We start from the raw sequence: 19,687 nt of genomic DNA, 5'->3' as shown, positions 1-19,687 counted from the left end.
CACCGCATGAATTCCAGGGTGCCCGGGAAAACGGCGGCTTTCCGAACGGTGTTTTCAAGGTGAACCCGGTGGGTGCCCGGAACCTGACGTGCTCAAGAGGGCGAAGTACCGGGTTCCGGCCCGGTTCCGGCTGCCGCGCGGCATGATGAACGGGTGACCTCGGCGACATCTCGACAGCTGCGCATCCGTACCGAGTCCGGGACCGGCGAGACCGGCCACGGGGCCGACGAGCTGAGATCCCTCTTCGACTGGCTGCGGCACGAGGACGCGCTGCGCGGACGGGTGCGCGTCGAACACGCCCCGATCGCGCCGGGCGAGATGGGTGGCGGGCTGGACGCCCTGGTGGTGGCCGTCGGCCCCGGTGGCGTGGGCGCGGCCGCGGTCGGCGCGCTGATCGGCGCTCTGGCCACCTGGTTCCAGCATCGCCGTGCGGACCTGCGGATCACCGTCACCGACGAGAACGGACGCACCGTCGAGGTGGACGGCAAGCGCGTCGACGTCCCCGCACTGGTCGAGGTCGTCGAGCGGCTGCTGGCGGACGGGGAGGCAGGCAGGGACGGGGAGGGGACGCCGGAGTGACCCGGTTCCCTGATCCGGCCGGTTCGCGGGCCGTCCTGATCGGCGCGAGCCGGTACGAGCACCCCAAGCTGCCCGGGATCCCGGCGGTGCGGGCGAACCTCGCCGACCTCAGGGCGGTCCTCACGGATCCGGTCAACGGGACCCTGCGGCCCGGGCACTGTGTCGTGGTCGACGAGCCCAAGACCCCCGCAGACGTCGGCATCCCGGTCACCGCGGCGGCCGGCGAGGCCACGGACGTGCTGTTCGTCTACTACGCCGGTCACGGAGTCGTCGACGGGCAGGGCAGGCTCCACCTGGCCGTGTTCCACACCGACCCGGCCCAGTCGGGCGTGACCGCGCTCCCCTACGACGTCCTGCGGGAGGCGATGGCCCACAGTCGCGCGGCGGTCGGGGTGCTCGTCCTGGACTGCTGCTTCTCCGGCCGGGCGACCGGGCCGATGGGGGACGGGCAAGGGCTGGTCAGCGGGCAGCTCGACGTCGCCGGCACGTACGTCCTCGCCTCGTCATCGGCGACCAGGCCCTCGCGGGCTGTACCGGGCGCGACCCACACCGCCTTCACCGGGGCGCTGCTCGGGGCGCTGCACCGCCCGGATCCGCTCACCCTCGACGCGTTGTTCGACGAGGTCCACCATCACCTCCGCGCCCGGGCGTTGCCCCTGCCCCAGCGGCGGGTGATGAACACGGCGGGAGGCCTGACCCTGGTGAAGGGCCCGCCTTCCGCAGCGCCCCCCGGCGACACGTCCCCCGCCGCGGGGGCGCCGCCTGCCCGGTGGAACCGGCGCGGGTTCCTGGTCGCCGGCTCCGCCGCCGGTCTGGCTCTCGGCACCGCCGCCCTGGCATGGACGGTCAAGGGCGGGTTCGACCACGACACACCGGGGTCCGGTGGACCGTCGCCGAGCGGCTCCCCCGTCACGAAGGTCACCGGTGCACCCTCTCCGGGGCTCGCCGATCACAAGGGCGCCGTCCAGTCGGTGGCGTTCCGCCCCGGGGGAAGGGTCCTGGCCAGCGGCAGCTCCGACCGGACGATCCGGCTGTGGAAGGTGACCGACCCGGCGGAACCGGCACCGCTCGTCTCCCTCACCGCCCCCACGGACAACGTCGACGCGGTGGCGTTCAGTCCCGACGGCGGCCTGCTGGCCGGCGGCGGCAACGACAACACGGTCCGGCTCTGGAAGACGACCGATCCCGCGAGACCGAGGGCGCTGCGCCCGCTGACCGGCCACACGGGCGCCGTCTTCTCGGTCGCCTTCAATCCCGACGGCACCGTCCTGGCCAGCGGCAGCGCGGATCGGACGCTCCGCCTCTGGAACGTGTCGGACCCCGCGAAGCCGACACCGATGGGCCGTCCCGGCACCGGGCACACCGACGCCGTCCTCTCCGTGGCGTTCAGTCCCGACCAGAGCCTCATGGCCACCGGCAGCGCCGACAACTCGATCCTGCTGTGGAACGTGGCCACCCCGCCGGCCACCGTGGGCGCACGCATCCCCGGCCACGACGACCGCGTCCACAGCGTGGCGTTCAGTCCCGACGGCAAGGTCCTGGCCAGTGCCGGCGGGGACCGGACGGTCCGCCTGTGGAAGGTGACCGACCTCGCGCACCCGACCCGGATCGGCGCTCCCCTGGCCGGCCACACGGACGCGGTCTACTGCCTCGCCTTCAGCACCGACGGCAAGGTCCTGGCCAGCGCCGGTGCCGACAGGAAGGTCCGCCTCTGGGACCTGACGGACCCGGCGAAACCGACACCGCTCGGCCGCCCTCTCTCCGGCCACACGGGCGCCGTTCACTCCGTCGCCTTCACCACCGACGGCAAGCTCCTGGCCAGCGCCGGCGACGACAGCAGGATCCGCCTCTGGCCGGTCGCCCGCTGAGGGTGCCCGTGCCCGACGGGGGATCGGGATCCGGCTTGCCCTGGAGTGCGCTCGAGGTTCTACCGTCCTCCCTGCGGAGCACCTCCGCGCTGGACGACACGATCGATCACCACGTACGGCTGCCGCGCGGGCGGCAGCCGGGGACGGACGAACCGACATGAGCGAGAGCACCACCCGTGACGAGCGTTTCGCCCACGGCCTGGAGGTCCTGCGGAGGGTCGACGGCGAGGCCGGGCAGCGGGTCGTCGACTCGCTCGCCGACGTCAGCCCGGAGCTGGGGCACCAGGTCGTCGCCTGGGCCTTCGGGGAGATCTACGACCGGCCCGGGCTCGCCCCGCGCGACCGCCAGCTGGTCACCCTGGGCATGCTCACCGCGCTCGGCGGCTGCGAGGCCCAGCTGGACGTGCACGTGAACGCGGCGCTCAACGTCGGGCTCACCCCCGAGGAGATCACGGAGGCGTTGCTGCACTCCGCCGTCTACTGCGGCATGCCGAAGGCGCTGAACGCCACCTTCGCCGCGAAGAAGGTGTTCGCCGAGCGCGGGCTGCTGCCCGTGGGGCAGCAGCCCGCGGCTGCGGCTACTTCTGCTTGATGCGCAGGAAGGTGATGGAGTTCGCCGGGAAGGTGTACGTGAACTTCCGCGCGACTCCGGTGAGGGTGGACGTCTGCGGGGCGACCGCCGTGGACGTCTCGGTGTTGACCGCGTCCGGTGCGGCGGCCAGCGTGGTCACCCGGGCCCTGGACGCGACCCGGGCAGCACCGAGGTCGATGGCCGTGCGGGCGGCGGCCGGCTGGGCGTTGACGACCTTGACGATCAGCTCGCCCGTCTTCGCGTCCCGGGTGACGACCTGGCGGAACGGCTCGGCCGGCTTGTCGTCGGTGAAGCTGCCCCACTCCTTGCCGTCGAGGTAGAGGGTGACCTGGCGGCCCCGCACCTTGATGTCGATGTCGTAGGCGCGGCCCGTGTCGATCGACCCGGCCTTGGAGATCAGCGTCGACTTGCCGCCGTCCACGGCCTGCTCGACCGCCGACTGGGTGTTGTTCCAGCCGCCCAGGTTCCACCAGTAGTAGCTGCCGGTGTCCTTGACGCCGAAGGCGACGAGGAAGCCCTCCTTGCCGGACTTCTTGGTGGCCTTCACGTGCAGGTCGTAGTCGTGCCAGTCGGCGTCACCGGCCTGGACCATGGTGTTCTCGGCGGTGTCGTTCGTCTGGACGTACTGGCCGTCCTGCACGGTCCAGCTGCCGGTGCCGGTGTGGGTCCACTTGGCGGCGTCACCGGAGAAGTCGTCGCTCAGCAGCGTGCTGCGGTCGGCGGCGGTGACCGACACGTCGTCGTAGGCGGCGCTGGTGTTCCAGGTGGACAGGCCGACGGCACCGGTGACGGGCCCGCTCAGGCTCGGGGTGCCGGTGGCCGTGCTGGGCACCACCCGGTCGCCCACGTTGGTCATGAACAGCTTCTGGACCTCGTAGTTGGCCGAGCCCCAGGAGGCATGGTTGTTGAACCACACCATGTCCGGGCTCCACTGCACGTAGTCCTCGTTGGCGAACAGCGGGGCGTAGGAGGCGAGCTTGACGACGTCCGCGTTGCGCTCGAGACCGGTCATGTAGGCCGCCTCGGCGAGGCCGTTCTTGAAGGCGTTGCCCTGGGAGGCGTACTCGCCGAGGAAGACCTTCGGGCCGGAGCGGTCGTAGGAGTCGTACCGGTCGTTGTTCTGCAGGAACCACTGCGGGCTGTTGTAGTAGTGCTCGTCGACCATGTCGACCTTGGCGTCCCGGTTGAGCTTCCAGGCCGTGTCGAAGGTCGAACCGGCGTCGTCGGGACCGGAGTTGGAGATCACCTGCACGTACGGGTACTTCGCCTGGACGGCCGCGCGGAACTGCTGGAAGCGGGCGAAGAACTCGTTCGGCAGGTTCTCCTCGTTGCCGACCTCGATGTGGGTGAGGTGGAAGGGCTTGGGGTGGCCCATCTCGGCGCGCTTCCTGCCCCACTCGCTCGTCACCGGTCCGTTGGCGAACTCTATGAGGTCGAGGGTGTCCTGGATGTGCCGCTTGAGCAGGGCGTCGTCGGCGACGGCCTTGTTCTGGCCGCAGCCGGTGACCAGGGCCGGCACGACGGGCAGCGGCATGGCACCGATGTCCTCGGCGAACCGGAAGTACTCGTAGTAGCCGAGGCCGTAGCTCTGGTTGTAGCCCCAGAAGTTGGAGTTCGTGGCGCGGGTCTCGACCGGGCCTATGGTGTCCTTCCACTGGTAGGAGCGCTTGCGCTGCCAGCCGGAGGCCTCGCTGTAGTCCTCCATGGAGCCCGTGTTGACCAGGCAGCCGCCGGGGAAGCGGACGAAGCCCGGGTGCAGGGCGGCGACCTTCTCGGCGAGGTCCTTGCGCAGGCCGTTGGGCTCGTGCCGGTAGGTGTCCCGCGGGAAGAGGGACACCATGTCCAGGCTGGTCGCCGCGTCGGCGGCCACGGTGAGCCGGCCGGTGGTGCTGGTGCGGGTGGCCACGAAGGTGGCCTTGTACCGGGCCCAGCCGTTCTTCTTCACGGCGATCCGCCGGGCGGTCGCGAGCGTGCCGCCGGAGTCCTGGAGGGTCACGGTGAGGGCGCTGACGGCGTCGGCGCGGGCCCAGACCGAGAAGTCGTACGTCTTGCCGTCCTGCACGGCGATGCCGGTGTTGTAGCCGGCGTTGGTCACGGAGGAACCGGCGCCCAGGGAGAGGTACGTGCGGTTGCGGTCGCCCAGCCGGCCGGAGTCGTCGGCGACCTGCGCGGTGCCGGAGACCGTCCATGCGGTCAGCGGGGTGTACGACCTGTTGTCGTCGGTGGAGTACTCGAAGGACCGGTTCTGGACGAGTTCGGCGTACAGGCCGCCGTCGGCGGCGCGGTTGATGTCCTCGAAGAAGACGCCGTACATCGTCTTGTCGATCTTCGGCCCGGTGGCGGCGGGGTCGACGGTGATCGCGTAGTCGGTGGTGTCCTCCGCGTGGGCGGGGGCGGGGAGGACGGCCGTGGCGAGCAGGACGGCGCTCGCTCCGAGGCCCAGTCTCCAGCGGGTGGTGCGTGACATGGATACTCCGCGGCTCGTTGTTCGAAATATCAGACAATGGTCAGCACTTCGAACGGCAAGATAGGCAAGGGGTATGAACACGTCAATGGGGCGGACGCGGTCGCCCCGTAAGCTCGCCTCATGGATGTGCTGACGCCGCACCGCGAACCGCGCGAGTTCTGGCCGGTGCCGGACGTCCTGGCCCACCTGGCCGGACGCTGGCGTGCCGAGCGCGCCGTGCGGGATCTGGCGAGCGGCGCCGAGGGCCGCTTCACCGGCACCACCGTCTTCAGCCCGCTGGAGGGCGGCGGGCTGCTGCACGAGGAGTCCGGCACCTTCACCTGGCACGGAACGGCCCGGCCGGCCACCCGGACGCTGCGATTCCTGCCCGGGCCCACGCCGGGCCGGGCGGACGTGCGGTTCGCCGACGGGCGGCCCTTCCACGAGCTGGACCTGACCACCGGACGGTACGTCGCCGACCACCCCTGCGCGGCGGACCTCTACCGGGGCGAGTTCACCGTCCGGGACGCCGACCACTGGCGCTCGGTGTGGCGGGTCGGCGGCCCGGCGAAGGACCTGGTTCTGACCACCGACTACGTACGCGAGCGCTGAGCCGGACTCCCGTCGAAGCGGAGGTTCCAGCGGCCGGCGCGGCCGGTGACCGTGGTCGTGGACAGCGGGCGGACGTCGATGTTCCAGTAGCTGGAGGGCGGCGCCTTCAGGGCGTAGACCAGGGCCGCCCGGATGACGGACGGCTCGGCCACGGCGACGATCCGGCCGCCGTCGTCCACCGGCCGGGTGTCCAGCCAGCCGCCGACCCGGGAGATGAACGCCAGCAGGGACTCGCCGCCGTGCGGGGTGGCGAGCGGGTCGGCGAGCCAGCAGTCCACCGCTGCCGGCTCCCGGGCCATCGCCTCGCCCAGCGTCAGCCCGCGCCAGCGGCCCATGTCGCAGTCCCGCAGCGCGAGCTGGACCAGCGGGGCGTACCCCAGGGCGTCGCCCGTGGCCCGGCTGCGCGGGGTCGGCGAGCAGTAGCGCAGCTCGGCCGCCGCGAGCGGCAGCAGGTCCCCGGCGACGCGCTGCACCTCGTCCCAGCCGGCCTGGTCCAGCGGCCGGTCGTCCTCGAAGCGCTCCGCGAGCAGCGGGGCACCGCGCGCGGCGGCGACGAACGTCACCCTCAGTGGCATGCGGTGATGGTGAGCCGCCGGGAGGTGCAGGTCAAGGGCTGTTACCGCGGAGTTACCAGAGGTATGCGCATGCTTACCCGAAGGGGGTGTGCAGCATCCACTGGTCGGGCCGGTCCAGCGGCCGGAAGCCGAGCTTGGCGTAGACCCCGTGCGCGTCGTGCGTGGCGAGCAGGACGCGGCGCACCCCGAGGGGCGTCAGGTGGTCGCGGATGCGGCCGACGAACGCCGTGCCGATGCCCTTGCCGCGCACCGACGGGTCGACGTACACATCCGCGAGCCAGGCGAACAGTGCCTGGTCGGTGACCACGCGCGCGTACGCCACCTGCTCGCCCGAGGCCGTGTCGTACACCCCGAAGTTCAGCGAGTGCGCCATCGCCCGCTCGTGCTGCTCGCGCGGGCGGTCGATCGCCCAGTACGCGTCGGAGGACAGCCAGCCGTGCACGCGGCCGACGTCGACGCGGGCGGTGTCGGCGGAGAACTCGTAGCCGTCGGGGAGTACCGGTGTATCGCTCATGCGGTGGATCATCACAGGGCGGGCCGTCGCCGGGCGAGCGGATTTCCCATGACCTCGTCGCACGCCGTCCGCAGCCGCCGGACGCCCTCCGCGATCTCCCCGGTGCCGGCCACCGCCGCGAAGCTCAGGCGGAGGTGGGCGGCGGGGGGTTCGGCGCTGAAGTAGGGGCGGCCGGGGGTGAGGGCGACGCCGGCGCGCAGGGCCGCCGCGGTCAGCGCGCCCTCGTCCGTGCCCTCGGGCAGCCGCAGCCACAGGTGGTAGCCGCCGGACGGGATGTGCGGCAGGGCGAGTTCGGGCAGCTGCCCGGCGAGCGCGCTCGTCATCGCGTCGCGGCGAATCTTCAGCTCGGCCGAGAGGGCCCGCAGGTGGCGGGGCCAGGCCGGGGAGCCGACGAGTTCCAGGGCGGCCTCCTGGAGCGGCCGGGGGACGAAGAAGCTGTCCACGACCTGGATGGCGCGCAGCCGTTCCAGCACCGGCCCGTGCGCGGCCAGGGCGCTCACCCGGAAGCTGGGCGAGGTCGCCTTGGTCAGGGAGCCGACGTGGACGACGACGCCGTCCGGGTCGTCGGCGGCCAGCGGGCGGGGCAGCGGGCCCGCGTCGGCGTGCACGAGCCGGCGGACGAAGTCGTCCTCGACCACGAACGCGCCGGCCTCGCGGGCGATGCGCAGCACCTCGGCGCGCCGGGTGGGCGCCAGCACGGCACCCGTGGGGTTCTGGAACAGCGGCTGGCAGACGAAGACCCGGGCACCGGTGGCGTGGAAGGCGTCGGCGAGCAGGTCGGGGCGTACCCCGTCGGGGTCCACGGGCACCGGGACGGGCCGCAGGCCGGCCGCGCGGGCGAGGGCCAGCATGCCCGGGTAGGTGGGCGACTCCACGAGTACGGGGGCGCCGGGCGGGGCGAGCGCGCGCAGGGCGGTGGCCAGCGCGGCCTGACCGCCCGCCGCGATCAGCACCTCGGCCGCGGTGACGGCGCCGCCGATGCCGCGTGCGAACCACTCCCGCAGCTCCGGCAGCCCTTCCAGCGGAGGCCTCCCCCAGGCGCCGGGCCGCCGCCCGGCCCGGGCCAGCGCCGCCGCCATCGCCCGCTCCGGCTGGAGGGAGGGGTGCGGATAGCCGCCGTTGAACTCCAGCACCCCGGGCGGCGGTGCGGCCAGCGAGACCGTGACGCCGGAGGCGTCCACCGTGCGCGGTACGAGGTCGGCGGTGCCGTCGGCGCTCAGCGCGACCTCCTGCCAGGAGGTGTCCCCGGCGGGCGGCTGCGGGGTGTGCGGCCGGGCCCGGAAGGCGCCGGCGCCCGGCCGGGTGACCACCAGGCCCTCGGCGGCGAGCTGGGCGAGCGCCCGGGAGACGGTCACCGGGCTGACCCGGAACCGCTCCACCAGGGCCCGGCTCGACGGGAGCTTTCCACCAGGAGAGTAGCGGTCAAGCTCCCTGCGGAGCTGTTCTGCCAGTTCACCGACACTGCTACGCTGTTGCATGAAAACACAGAGTAGCGCTACTACTGCGAGCCCGATAGCAGTCGCCGCCCCCCGGGAGCTCCGGGGACTCGGCACCGCCCAGGCCGCCCTCGGCGTGGTCGCCTTCTCGCTGACCTTCCCGTCGACCGCCTGGGGCCTGGAGAGCTTCGGCCCGTGGTCCCTGGTGGCGGTGCGCGGCGTCCTCGCCGCCCTGGTCGCCGGCGGCTGCCTGCTCGCCCTGCGGGTCCGGCTTCCGGCGCGGCGCCAGCTCGCCGGCCTTGCCGTGGTCGCCGCCGGAGTGGTGCTGGGCTTCCCGATGCTGACCACGCTCGCCCTGCAGACGTCCACCACCGCCCACGCGGCCGTCGTGGTGGGGCTGCTGCCGCTGACCACGGCCGTGTTCTCGGCGGTGCGCACCGGCACCCGGCCCTCCCGGCGGTTCTGGCTGGCGGCCGTGGCGGGCGCGGTGGCCGTACTCGCCTTCACCGTCGGCCAGAGCGGCGGCGCGCTCACCGCGGCCGACGGCTGTCTGTTCGGGGCGCTGCTGGTGTGCGCGGCCGGGTACACCGAGGGCGGCCGGCTGGCCCGGGTCATGCCGGGCTGGCAGGTCATCGGCTGGGCGCTGGTGCTGTGTCTGCCGCTGACCGTGCCGGCCGCGGCGCTGGCGCTGTCGTACGAGCCGGTGCACCTGAGCGTCCACGGGGTGGCGGGCCTGGTGTGGGTGGCGGTCGGTTCGACGTTCTTCGGGCTGCTCGTCTGGTACCGGGGGATGGCGGCCATCGGCATCCCGCGGGCCAGCCAGTTGCAGTTGGCTCAGCCCCTGCTCACACTGGTGTGGTCGGCGCTGCTGCTGGGCGAGCACTTCACGGTGGCCGCTCCCCTGACCGCCGTGGCCGTGCTCGTGTGCATCGCCGTCACCCAGCGGTCGTGAACGTGAGGAGGGCCGGCAGATGCGCGCATCCAAGGGCGACAAGCTTGTCCAGCACGGCAGGGTGGTGGGCCAGCACGATCAGGTCACCGAAGTCGTCGAAGTGATGGGCGAGAACGGCAACCCGCCCTATCGCGTCCGCTTCGACGACGGACACGAGGCGATCATGTCCCCCGGCCCCGACTGCCAGGTCAAGCACGGGGACAAGCAGAAGCAGTAGTCACCGCGGTGGTGCCGCCGGCCCCCGGTAGTGGTCGGCGACCACCCGGGCCATGGCCCCGATCCGATCGTCCGCCAGGTCCTTGGCGGCGAAGAACACGTGCCCGCGCACCTGCGGGTACCGGGCGGCGAGGGTCAGGTGGCGGGACAGCTCGACCGGGTCCTGCCAGGCCGCGGGCTGCCCGGCCGCGCCCGCCCGGTACAGCGCCTCCCCGATGTACAGCCGCGTCTTCGTCCCCTGGGCGGCCTGCGCCCACCAGGCCACGAGCCGGGCGTAGTCGGCGGCGGAGTAGCCGATGTGCCAGTACAGCTGCGGCACGATGTAGTCGATCCAGTGGTTGCGGACCCACTTCCGGGTGTCCGCGTGCAGATCGTCGTACGTCTCGACGCCCGCCCGCGTGTCGGAGCCGCGCGCGTCGGTCGACGCGTTGCGCCACACGCCGAAGGGGCTGATCCCGAACCGGGTGCCTGGCCGGACCCGCTGGATGCCGGCGGCCGTCTCGCGCACCAGCCGGTCGATGTTGTCCCGCCGCCAGGCGGCCCGGCTCGCGAAGGCGCCGCCGTGGCGGTCGTACGCCTCGTCGTCGTCGAAGGTCTGGCCGGCGACCGGGTAGGGGTAGAAGTAGTCGTCGAAGTGGACGGCGTCCACCGGGTAGCGGGCGACCGCGTCGAGCATCGCCTGCTGCACGAAGGCGCGGACCGCGGGCAGACCGGGGTTGTAGTACAGCCGGCCGCCGTAGGGCACCACCCAGTCGGGGTGCTTGCGCGCCGGGTGCGAGGCGGCCAGCCGGCCGGGGTCGGTGTGGTTGGCGACCCGGTACGGATTGCACCAGGCGTGCAGCTCCAGGCCCCGGGCGTGGGCCTCGGCGACGGCCGTGCCGAGCGGGTCCCAGCCGGGATGGCGGCCCTGGGTGCCGGTGAGGTACTCGGACCAGGGCTCGTACGGCGACGGCCACAGCGCGTCGGCGGTGGGCCGCACCTGGAGGATCACCGTGTTGAGCCGGTTGCGGACCGCCCGGTCGAGGTGGGCGACCAGCTCCTTGCGCTGGGCGCTCGCCGAGAGGCCGGGCCGCGAGGGCCAGTCCCGGTTGACGACCGTCGCGATCCACACGCCTCGCAGCTCGGCGGTCGCGGCCCGCCCGGCGCCGGCCGCCGCCCCCGGGGCCGGTACGGCCGGGTCCTCGGCCGGGGCGGCGACCGGGGCGGTGGCCAGCGTGGACAGCGCGGCCAGTGCGAAGGCCCGCCGAGACATGCGCCCCATCGGCACACCCCCATACGCTCCGGATCCGCTCCGTCACGGATCGTTCCGCGGTTCAGGATGCCCCCACCCGGACGATCGATCATCGATACTTGGCGGTAACGTGCACGATCGGAGCAGGCGCCGAACCCGGAGGTCTGCCAGCGAGCCGGAAACTTCAGCGAAGGGGACGATGTGACCGACATCGAGCGCATCGGGGTCGTGGGCTGCGGCCAGATGGGCGCGGGCATCGCCGAGGTGTGCGCCCGCGCGGGACTGGACGTGAAGGTCGCCGAGACCACCGGCGAGGCTCTGGAGATCGGCCGTACCCGGCTGTTCAACTCCTTGTCCAAGGCCGCCGAGCGCGGAAAGATCAGCGAGGCGGAGCGGGACGACGCGCAGGCGAGGCTGAGCTTCACCACCGACCTCGGCGAGTTCGCCGACCGGGACCTGGTGATCGAGGCCGTCGTCGAGAACGAGCAGGTGAAGACCGAGATCTTCCAGGTGCTCGACCAGGTGGTGACCCGGCCGGACGCGATCCTGGCCTCCAACACCTCCTCGATCCCGCTGGTGAAGCTGGCGGTCGCCACCTCCCGCCCGGACCACGTCGTCGGCATCCACTTCTTCAACCCGGCCCCGGTGCAGCAGCTGGTCGAGCTGATCCCGGCGCTCACCACCTCCGAGGGCACCCTCAGCCGCGCCCAGGTCTTCGCCGAGAAGGTGCTCGGCAAGCACGCCATCCGCGCCCAGGACCGCTCCGGCTTCGTGGTGAACGCGCTGCTCGTGCCCTACCTGCTGTCCGCGATCCGGATGTTCGAGTCGGGCATCGCGAGCCGCGAGGACATCGACAACGGCATGGAGATGGGCTGCGCCCACCCGATGGGCCCGCTGAAGCTGTCCGACCTGATCGGCCTGGACACCATCGTCTCCATCGCCAACAGCATGTACGCCGAGTACAAGGAGCCGCTGTACGCCGCTCCCCCGCTGCTCCAGCGCATGGTCGAGGCGGGCCGGCTGGGCCGGAAGACCGGCTCGGGCTTCTACACCTACGGCTGATTACGAAGAGCGACGCCTGCGGGCCCGGCACCGGAGTTCGGTGCCGGGCCCGTCTGTTTCACACACCGTGTGCGCGCCGGGCACGCATATGCCCGCCACACACGCTCCCCACGCGCCCACCAGGCGAGTTGACTCTTCATGCGCATGCAAGGGATGCGGAACCACCCATGTCGACTACCGAAAGGAGCGGACCCGTGACCCCCGATCCGCAGCATCCCGTGGTCCAGGGAGAACTCGCAGAGTTACGGCGCCGCCTCGACGTGGCCTACGCCCGCGTCGAGGGAGGGCTGGCTCTGCTGCGTCACCGCACCGAGGAGTCCGCCAAGGAACTGGACGAGCTGAACTCCCGGATGGCCTCGCTGGAACACGCACGCTGGCCGCTGCCCTCGCTCGCCGCGCTGACCGCGCTCGGCGCGCTCGTGGTGACGATCTGGCAGGCGCTGGCGGCGCACTAGCCGCCGGCTCCCCAGCCGCCGGCTCTCTAGCCTTCGGCGAGCCTGAGGTGGTGCAGCAGGAGTAACGCGGCCGCCATGTTGGCGGCCGGGACCTCCCCACGGGCGATCAGGTCGGGGACGAGTTTGAGGGGGACCCATTCCCGCCGGTCCGACTCGAAGTCGTCCACGGGATGCCCGACGTACTCGCCCCGGTCGGACCAGTAGATGTGGTGCCGGGCGTCGGTGAGGCCGTTGGACGGCTCCACGCTCATCAGGTGGTGCAGGGGCCCCGGCCGCCAGCCGGTCTCCTCCTCCAGTTCCCTGGCCGCCGCGCTCGCGATGTCCTCGCCGTCCTCGACCACGCCCGCGGCCAGCTCCCAGCCCCAGCTGTCGGTGATGAAGCGGTGCCGCCACAGCAGCAGCACCTCGTTGGCCTCGTTGACCACCGTGGCCACGGCCACCGGGCGCAGCCGGATCAGGAAGTGGTCGAGGTGCCGGCCGTCCGGCAGTTCGACATCTGCGAGATTGACGCTGAACCAGCGGTTTTCATACACAGTTTGTTCGTTGTGTTTCGTCCACTGCACGGTTCTGCCACCTTCCGCCGAGTAAGTGGCAATATCGCAGCAGGGACGGTGCGCCTACAGTGGGCCTACAGCGGTACGCGCAGTGCGCCGTCGATGAGTTCGGCGGCTTCGGCGGTGCCGGCCGAGCCGCAGCGCACCAGGTGCTCGCGTACCGCGCGCAGTCTGTCGCGCAGCCGCTGGGACTCCATTCCGCGGGCCTGCTCCGCCATCTGCACGGCGGTGACCACGGCCTTCTCGGCGTTGCCCTGGCGCAGTTCGATGGTGCTGAGCATGGCCAGCCGGTGCACCCGCCCCCGGTCGTGGGCGGGGTTGCCGACGGCCGCCGCCGCGTGCTCCCGGGCCGCGGCGAGGTCACCGAGGCTGAGCAGCGCCTCGGCCACCTGCACATTGACCAGACCCGGCTGGACGTACCCGGTCTCGTCGGGCTCGTAGCCGCGCCGGATCCGCTCGGCGGCCGTCTCCGCCCGCCGGATGCAGGACAGCGCGCTGCCGCTGTCCCCGAGGTGCGCGTACGCCTTGGCCTGCATCGCGTACAGGTCGGAGGCGAGCGCCGGGGTGATGTGCCGGCCGGCGGCGCGCAGCGCGGCCTCGGCGAAGGCGACGGCCTGCCGGTACTCCCGCATGAACAGCGACTGGTTGACCAGCAGCGCGATGACGTACGCGCCGAGTCCCCGGTCCCCGCTCGCCTTCGCCAGCCGCAGCGCCTGGTGGAAGTAGCGCTGGGCGAGTCCGTGCGCGTCGGAGTCGTAGGCGCAGATGCCCGCGATCGCCACCAACCCCCCGGTCGCCCGGTGCAGTTGGCGTCCGGTGGCGTCGGTGTAGCTGCCGCGCAGCAGCGGCGCGGCCTCGGTGTTGAGGAAGCCGACGATCCGCGTCCGGGTCGCGATGCCGCCGGCCTTGCGGTACATCTGCTCGTAGTGCGTCCGGGCGGCCCGCAGCATCTCGATGTCGGCCGCCGTGACCGGGTGCCGGCCGCCCCGGGAGACGTCCACGTCCTCGGGCGGGTTCTCCCACTCCCACACCGGCATCACGGCGGGGGTCCCGGTGACGGCCGGCGCGCCCAGCACATGGGGCCGCTGCTGCTCGTCCGACCGCCACAGGGCGGTGGCCCGCTCCACGAACCCGCCCAGCGAACCGGCGTGCGGGGTGCTCGGCTCCCCGGGCACGCCGAGCCCGATGTCGTCGAGCGTGACGGGCCGCTGGAGCCGGGCCGCCAGCACCTCGCAGATCAGGTCGGGCACCTGACCGCGGGGCCGCTGGCCCTTCAACCAGCGCGCCACGGCGGTGTGTTCGTACCGCAGCGCGAGTCCGCGTCTGCGGCCCGCCTGGTTGACGTGGGCGGCGAGGCCGGCGTGCGAGATGCCCGCCTCGTCCAGGATGGCGTCGAGCAGGGTGTTGGGCTGCATGGGATGCCCCCCGAGTGGCCTGGTGCGGTCAGCGTAGTGCGTACGCGTTCACACGGGGTGTGAACGGAGTGCGTGGATCCGCGCCGTGTGCGCGCTGTCGCGCAGCGTGCCGGTTCGGTTGACTGGGGTGCCTCGCAAGAGGCCGGCCAAGCCGCCGGCTCCCCCTCGAACGACGGTGGCTTGGCCGGGGCGGAGAGGGTGCCGCTACGGGTACGTGGTGGCTTGTCGCGCCCGCGCGGCGGAGCCGCCGACGTCCTCGCCCCGCGCCCCCGACAGCTGCACCCTTCTGCGGCCGTTCCGCAGGACCAGGAGCGCCACGTCGTCCGTCGGTCTGCCGGCCGTGTGGTGCAGGAGGGCCCTGAAGAGAGTGCGCAGCACCGTCTGCGGTGACACCGGCTGGTCGCTCACGGCGGCGCGCAACGCCGCGGGCAGCGAGAAGAACCGGCCGTGGGCGTCCCGTGCGTCCTCCGCCCCGTCCGTGAAGAGGACCAGCGACTCCCCCGGATGCAGCCGACCGCACGACAGCGTCTCCAGCTCCGCCGGCAGCGGAAACGGTCCCAGCGGCGGGAGGGGGTCCTCGCAGGACAGCTGCTCGACCCGCGTACCGGTCAGCACGTACGGCCACGGATGGCCGCAGTTGAGGACGCGCAGTTCGCCGTCCCTGCCGATCTCCAGCAGGAGAACGGTGACGAACTCCTCGGCGACCGGGTTGTCGGGGTCGGCGACGCCGTTCGCGGGATGCTCCGCGCGGGCGCGTTCGCGCAGGTGGCGGGCGAGGGCGCGGTCCAGTCTGCGGAGCACGCGGCCCAGTTCAGGCTCGTCGTGGACGGCCTCGCGGAAACTGCCGAGCAGGGCGGCGACCGTGCCGAGAGCGGCCAGTCCGTGCCCCCGTACGTCCCCCATGACCACCCGCACCCCGTGCTCGGTGGCGATGGCCTCGTACAGATCGCCGCCGACGCTCGCGCCCCGGTCGGCGGACAGCTGGGCGGCGGCGACGTCGATCCCGTCGAGCCGCGGCGGCAGCGGCCGCAGCACGACGTTCTGCGCGGCGCGCGCCGCCCGCCGGGCGAACCGCAGCTCCCGCAGCAGGGCCCGGCGCACATGGAATATCAGGCCGGTGCCGACGGCGAAGAACACCGCGCTGGTGACGATGCGCGCCCCGATCCCGTCCTGCTGGGCGAGCGGGCAGCCGAACTTGTAGCCGACCGCGACGGCTCCCCACACGGTGGGCAGTACGACTGCCCGCCCGGTGGGCGCCCGTGCCTTGATGCGGATCATGCCTCTGGTCCCCCATGTGGGCCCTGACAGAGCAGACGGACCGACCCCGAAAGGCCGGTCCGATTCTGTCGACGGCATGACCCGGGCGGGTCAGATCGCCCTCAGTTGCCACCCGAATGAGTGAGCCCCCGTGAGCCGACCCGCATTTATGCAGCTGACTAGCCCCGGAGAACCGCACCCGTCCGCTCGCCCGCGAGGGCAACCGCAGCGTCCCGCGCCGCCGAAGCCTCATCCACGGTCAGCGTGCGATCAGCCGCCCGGAAGCGGAGCGCATACGCCAGCGACTTCTTCCCGTCCCCCAACTGCTCGGCGTTCTCGTACACGTCGAACAACCGGATGGACTCGAGAAGCTCACCCGCACCCTCCCGCAGCGCGGCCTGCACGTCCGCGTGCGGCACGAACTGGTCGACCACGAGGGCGACATCCTGCGTGGCGACGGGGAAGGTGGAGATCCGCGGCGCCTGCGGGGCGCCGTCGCCCACCGCCTCCAGGGCGTCCAGGTTCAACTCCGCCGCGCAGGTCCGCTCCGGCAGGCCCAGGGCCTTGAGGACACGCGGGTGCAGTTCTCCCGCATGGCCCACGACCTGCTCCGTGCCGTCGGCGACGACCAGCAGCTCGGCGCAGCGGCCGGGGTGCCAGGGACCGTACTGCCCCCTGCGCACGATCAGCTCGGCGCCGGCCTCGCGGGCGACGGTACGCGCCGCCTCGACGGCGTCGGCCCAGTCCGTGGGACGGCCCTTGCCCCACCAGCCGGCCTGCTCGCGGGCGCCCGCGAGGACGACGGCCACGTGCCGCGGCTGCTCGGGCAGCGCGGCGTCCAGCGCGGCGATCTCCTCGTCGGTGGGCCGCCGGTCGACGGGCAGGTGCGTGGCGACGCGCTGCTCCCCGCGCGGGTGGAACACCAGCCCGGTCTCGAACAGCGCCAGGTCGTGCGCGCCCCGGCCGGCGTTGCGCCGCAGCGCACCGAGCAGGCCCGGCAGCAGCGTCGTGCGGAGCGCGGGCTCCTCGTCGCTGAGCGGGTTGACCAGCTTGACCACACGGCGGGCCGGGTCGTCGGAGTCCAGGCCGAGCTGGTCGAAGACCTGCTCGCTGACGAACGGGTAGTTCGGCGCCTCGACGTAGCCCGCGCCGGCCAGCGCGCGGCCGACCCGGCGGTGCAGCCGCTGGCGGTGCGTGAGGCCGCGGCCCGAGTGGGGCTTGGGCAGCGTGGACGGCAGGTTCTCGTAGCCCTCGAGGCGGATGACCTCCTCGGCGAGGTCGTTCGGGTCGGCCAGGTCGGGCCGCCAGGACGGGACGGTGACGATCAGCTCGTCCTGCCCGTACACGTCGCAGCCGACCTGCTGGAGGCGGCGGACGACCGTCTCACGGCCGAACTCGACGCCCGCCACCTTGTCGGGGTGGTCGGCCGGGATGGTGATGGTGTGCGGGGCCGAGGGCGCGATGATCTCGGTGACGCCGGCCTCCGCCGTTCCCCCGGCGAGCAGGACCAGCAGGTCCACGGTGCGCTGCGCGGCGGCCGCGGCGGCCTGCGGGTCGACGCCGCGCTCGAAGCGGCGGGACGCCTCGGACAGCAGCTTGTGGCGGCGGGCCGTGCGGGCGATCGAGACGGCGTCGAAGTGGGCGGCCTCGATGACCACGTCGGTCGTCGCGTTCTCGGCGTCCTCGTGGTCGGCGATCTCCGTGTTCGCGCCGCCCATGACACCGGCGAGGCCGATCGGGCCGCGCTCGTCGGTGATGACCAGGTCCTCGGCGTGCAGCGTGCGCTCGACGCCGTCGAGGGTGACGAGCTTCTCGCCCTCCTCGGCACGGCGCACGCCGATTGCGCCCTGGACCAGCGTGCGGTCGTAGGCGTGCAGGGGCTGGCCAAGCTCCATCATCACGTAGTTCGTGACGTCGACGGCGAGCGAGATCGGGCGCATGCCGACCTTCTGCAGCCGGCGCTGGAGCCAGATCGGGGAGCGCGCCTCGGGGCTCAGGCCGGTGACCGTGCGGGCGGTGAAGCGGTCGCAGCCGAACGGGTCGCCGACCTGGACGGGGTACCCGAAGGCGTTCGGCGCCGGTACGTCCAGCAGGGCGGGGTCGCGCAGCGGCAGGCCGTAGGCGATGGCGGTCTCACGGGCGACCCCGCGGATGGACAGGCAGTCGCCGCGGTTGGCGGTGACGGCGATGTCCAGGACCTCGTCGACCAGTTCGAGCAGCTCGATGGCGTCCTTGCCGACCTCGGTCTCCGGCGGCAGCACGATGATGCCGTGCGCACCGTCGTCGCCCATGCCCAGCTCGTCGCTGGAGCAGATCATGCCGTGGGACGTCCTGCCGTAGGTCTTGCGGGCGGAGATGGAGAAGCCGCCGGGGAGCGTGGCACCCGGGAGGACCACGACCACCTTGTCACCGACGGAGAAGTTGCGGGCGCCGCAGACGATCTCCTGGGGCTCACCGGTGCCGTTGGCCTGGCCGACGTCGACCGTGCAGAAGCGGATCGGCTTCTTGAAGCCCTCCAGCTCCTCGATGGTCAGCACCTGGCCGACGACCAGCGGGCCCTTGAGGTCGGCGCCGAGCTGTTCGACGGTCTCGACCTCCAGGCCGGCCGAAATGAGCTTGGCCTGGACGTCGCGGCCGGTCTCCGTCGCCGGCAGGTCGACGTACTCCCGCAGCCAAGAAAGCGGGACCCGCATCAGATCTCCATCCCGAACGGCCGGGTGAACCGGACGTCACCCTCGACCATGTCTCGCATGTCTTCGACGTTGTGGCGGAACATCAGCATCCGCTCGATGCCGAACCCGAAGGCGAAGCCGCTGTACTTCTCCGGGTCGATGCCGCAGGCCGTCAGGACCCGCGGGTTGACCATGCCGCAGCCGCCCAGCTCGATCCAGCCCTCGCTGGAGCAGGTGCGGCAGGGCCGGTCGGGGTTGCCGACGGACTCGCCCTTGCACACGTAGCAGAGCATGTCCATCTCGGCGCTCGGCTCGGTGAAGGGGAAGAAGTTCGGCCGCAGCCGGGTCTTCATGCCCTCGCCGAACAGGGACTGGACCATGTGGTCGAGGGTGCCCTTGAGGTCGGCCATGGTCAGGCCCTCGTCCACGGCGAGCAGCTCGACCTGGCGGAAGACGGGGGTGTGGGTGGCGTCCAGCTCGTCGGTGCGGTAGACGACGCCGGGGCAGATCACGTAGACCGGCAGCTCGCGGTCGAGCATCGAGCGGATCTGCACGGGCGAGGTGTGGGTGCGCAGCACCACGCCGGACTCGGTGCCGCCGTCGAGGCCCTGCACGAAGAAGGTGTCGGCCTCGCCGCGGGCCGGGTGGTCCGGTCCGATGTTGAGCGCGTCGAAGTTGAACCACTCCGCCTCTACCTGCGGGCCCTCGGCCACCTCGTAGCCCATGGCCACGAAGATGTCCTCGATGCGCTCGGAGAGCGTGGTCAGCGGGTGCCGGGCGCCGGCCGGGACGCGGTCGTAGGGCAGCGTGACGTCCACCGCCTCCTCGACCAGCACCCGGGCGTCGCGCTCGGCCTCCAGTTCGGCCTGGCGGGCGGCGAGGGCCTTGTTCACGGCGCCACGGGCCATGCCGACGCGCTTGCCGGCCTCGGCCTTGGCGTGCGGGGGCAGGGCGCCGATCTCGCGGTTGGCGAGGGCCAGCGGGGAGGCGGGGCCGGTGTGGGCGACCTTGGCCTCGTGGAGCGCGTCGAGGGAGTCTGCGGCGGCGAAGGCGGCGAGCGCCTCGTCCCGCATGCGCTCGATCTCTTCCGGTTTCAACGCCTCGACCTCGACAGGGTCGTACGACTTATTGGGTGCCGACATCTCTTCCCGTGCTTCCGATTGCTGGCGGATGGTCCCCGTGACCATGGATGGGCCGTGTGAAGGACACAAAGGTGCCAAAGGCCGAGTCTAACGGGGTGGAGGTGTGCGA

Annotated in this window: 18 protein-coding genes; 8 read left to right on the top strand and 10 right to left on the bottom strand. The window is 72.4% G+C overall.

The window, feature by feature from the left end:
• The first annotated feature begins 153 nt into the window (after positions 1-153).
• From ACIP4Y_RS25035 to ACIP4Y_RS25025, 3 genes are all read left to right on the top strand, one after another.
• Positions 154-579, top strand: coding sequence for a hypothetical protein (locus tag ACIP4Y_RS25035; protein WP_401397395.1), 426 nt, complete (start codon positions 154-156; stop codon positions 577-579).
• The gene (locus ACIP4Y_RS25030) at positions 576-2,447 is read left to right on the top strand and encodes a caspase family protein (RefSeq protein ID WP_401397392.1); all 1,872 of its coding nucleotides are present in this window, start codon (positions 576-578) and stop codon (positions 2,445-2,447) included. Before ACIP4Y_RS25035 ends, ACIP4Y_RS25030 begins: the two co-directional genes overlap by 4 nt.
• Positions 2,448-2,604: 157 nt before the next feature.
• Positions 2,605-3,039, top strand: a complete 435-nt coding sequence (locus tag ACIP4Y_RS25025) for a carboxymuconolactone decarboxylase family protein (RefSeq protein ID WP_401397389.1) — start codon at positions 2,605-2,607, stop codon at positions 3,037-3,039.
• On the opposite strand, the gene ACIP4Y_RS25020 is transcribed toward ACIP4Y_RS25025, so the two are convergent.
• A complete protein-coding gene (locus ACIP4Y_RS25020) occupies positions 3,026-5,506 on the bottom strand; it encodes an alpha-L-arabinofuranosidase C-terminal domain-containing protein (RefSeq protein ID WP_401397386.1) in 2,481 nt (826 codons plus the stop codon). The two genes, ACIP4Y_RS25025 and ACIP4Y_RS25020, sit on opposite strands and share 14 nt — an antisense overlap.
• A 120-nt stretch (positions 5,507-5,626) precedes the next feature.
• Between ACIP4Y_RS25020 and ACIP4Y_RS25015 the strand changes: the two genes are divergently transcribed.
• Positions 5,627-6,097, top strand: coding sequence for a DUF6314 family protein (locus ACIP4Y_RS25015; RefSeq protein WP_401397383.1), 471 nt, complete (start codon positions 5,627-5,629; stop codon positions 6,095-6,097).
• Here ACIP4Y_RS25015 and ACIP4Y_RS25010 read toward each other — a convergent pair.
• The 3 genes from ACIP4Y_RS25010 to ACIP4Y_RS25000 form a co-directional block, all read right to left on the bottom strand.
• Positions 6,079-6,672 carry a histidine phosphatase family protein gene (locus tag ACIP4Y_RS25010; RefSeq protein WP_401397380.1) on the bottom strand — a complete coding sequence of 198 codons (594 nt, stop codon included), beginning with the start codon at positions 6,670-6,672 and terminating at the stop codon, positions 6,079-6,081. The genes ACIP4Y_RS25015 and ACIP4Y_RS25010 overlap by 19 nt on opposite strands.
• Before the next feature lie 73 nt (positions 6,673-6,745).
• Positions 6,746-7,186: a GNAT family N-acetyltransferase gene (locus tag ACIP4Y_RS25005; RefSeq protein ID WP_401397377.1), complete on the bottom strand. Its 441-nt coding sequence runs from the start codon at positions 7,184-7,186 to the stop codon at positions 6,746-6,748.
• A gap of 11 nt (positions 7,187-7,197) precedes the next feature.
• Complete coding sequence (locus ACIP4Y_RS25000) at positions 7,198-8,664, bottom strand: PLP-dependent aminotransferase family protein (protein ID WP_401397374.1); 1,467 nt, start codon at positions 8,662-8,664, stop codon at positions 7,198-7,200.
• Here ACIP4Y_RS25000 and ACIP4Y_RS24995 point away from each other — a divergent pair.
• Together ACIP4Y_RS24995 and ACIP4Y_RS24990 are read left to right on the top strand one after the other, a co-directional pair.
• Entirely contained in the window at positions 8,663-9,574 is a 912-nt protein-coding gene (locus tag ACIP4Y_RS24995) for a DMT family transporter (RefSeq protein ID WP_401397371.1), read from the top strand. The two genes, ACIP4Y_RS25000 and ACIP4Y_RS24995, sit on opposite strands and share 2 nt — an antisense overlap.
• Before the next feature lie 19 nt (positions 9,575-9,593).
• Complete coding sequence (locus ACIP4Y_RS24990; RefSeq protein ID WP_358643432.1) at positions 9,594-9,791, top strand: DUF1918 domain-containing protein; 198 nt, start codon at positions 9,594-9,596, stop codon at positions 9,789-9,791.
• On the opposite strand, the gene ACIP4Y_RS24985 is transcribed toward ACIP4Y_RS24990, so the two are convergent.
• Positions 9,792-11,051, bottom strand: a complete 1,260-nt coding sequence (locus ACIP4Y_RS24985; protein ID WP_401397368.1) for a glycoside hydrolase family 10 protein — start codon at positions 11,049-11,051, stop codon at positions 9,792-9,794.
• A 171-nt stretch (positions 11,052-11,222) separates the two neighbouring features.
• On the opposite strand from ACIP4Y_RS24985, the gene ACIP4Y_RS24980 reads away from it, so the two are divergent.
• Positions 11,223-12,083, top strand: a complete 861-nt coding sequence (locus ACIP4Y_RS24980; protein ID WP_358643435.1) for a 3-hydroxybutyryl-CoA dehydrogenase — start codon at positions 11,223-11,225, stop codon at positions 12,081-12,083.
• Between the two features lie 194 nt (positions 12,084-12,277).
• The gene (locus tag ACIP4Y_RS24975) at positions 12,278-12,538 is read left to right on the top strand and encodes a hypothetical protein (RefSeq protein ID WP_358643437.1); all 261 of its coding nucleotides are present in this window, start codon (positions 12,278-12,280) and stop codon (positions 12,536-12,538) included.
• Positions 12,539-12,564: 26 nt separating this feature from the next.
• Here ACIP4Y_RS24975 and ACIP4Y_RS24970 read toward each other — a convergent pair whose 3' ends face one another.
• The 5 genes from ACIP4Y_RS24970 to pheS form a co-directional block, all read right to left on the bottom strand.
• Positions 12,565-13,101, bottom strand: coding sequence for an NUDIX hydrolase (locus tag ACIP4Y_RS24970; protein WP_401397364.1), 537 nt, complete (start codon positions 13,099-13,101; stop codon positions 12,565-12,567).
• A 65-nt stretch (positions 13,102-13,166) separates the two neighbouring features.
• Positions 13,167-14,507, bottom strand: a complete 1,341-nt coding sequence (locus tag ACIP4Y_RS24965; protein ID WP_358643441.1) for a transcriptional regulator — start codon at positions 14,505-14,507, stop codon at positions 13,167-13,169.
• A gap of 204 nt (positions 14,508-14,711) precedes the next feature.
• Complete coding sequence (locus tag ACIP4Y_RS24960; protein ID WP_401397361.1) at positions 14,712-15,785, bottom strand: PP2C family protein-serine/threonine phosphatase; 1,074 nt, start codon at positions 15,783-15,785, stop codon at positions 14,712-14,714.
• A 158-nt stretch (positions 15,786-15,943) separates the two neighbouring features.
• On the bottom strand, positions 15,944-18,457 hold the full coding sequence (gene pheT, locus ACIP4Y_RS24955) for a phenylalanine--tRNA ligase subunit beta (protein ID WP_401397359.1): 2,514 nt from the start codon (positions 18,455-18,457) through the stop codon (positions 15,944-15,946).
• Positions 18,457-19,578, bottom strand: coding sequence for a phenylalanine--tRNA ligase subunit alpha (gene pheS / locus ACIP4Y_RS24950; protein ID WP_401397356.1), 1,122 nt, complete (start codon positions 19,576-19,578; stop codon positions 18,457-18,459). Before pheS ends, pheT begins: the two co-directional genes overlap by 1 nt.
• Positions 19,579-19,687 lie beyond the last annotated feature (109 nt).

The sequence above is a fragment of the Streptomyces sp. NPDC088810 genome, from assembly GCF_044750305.1.
Lineage (GTDB): Bacteria > Actinomycetota > Actinomycetes > Streptomycetales > Streptomycetaceae > Streptomyces.
Note: the sequence above shows the minus strand (reverse complement) of the source record. Positions and strands in the feature narration are given on the sequence as shown.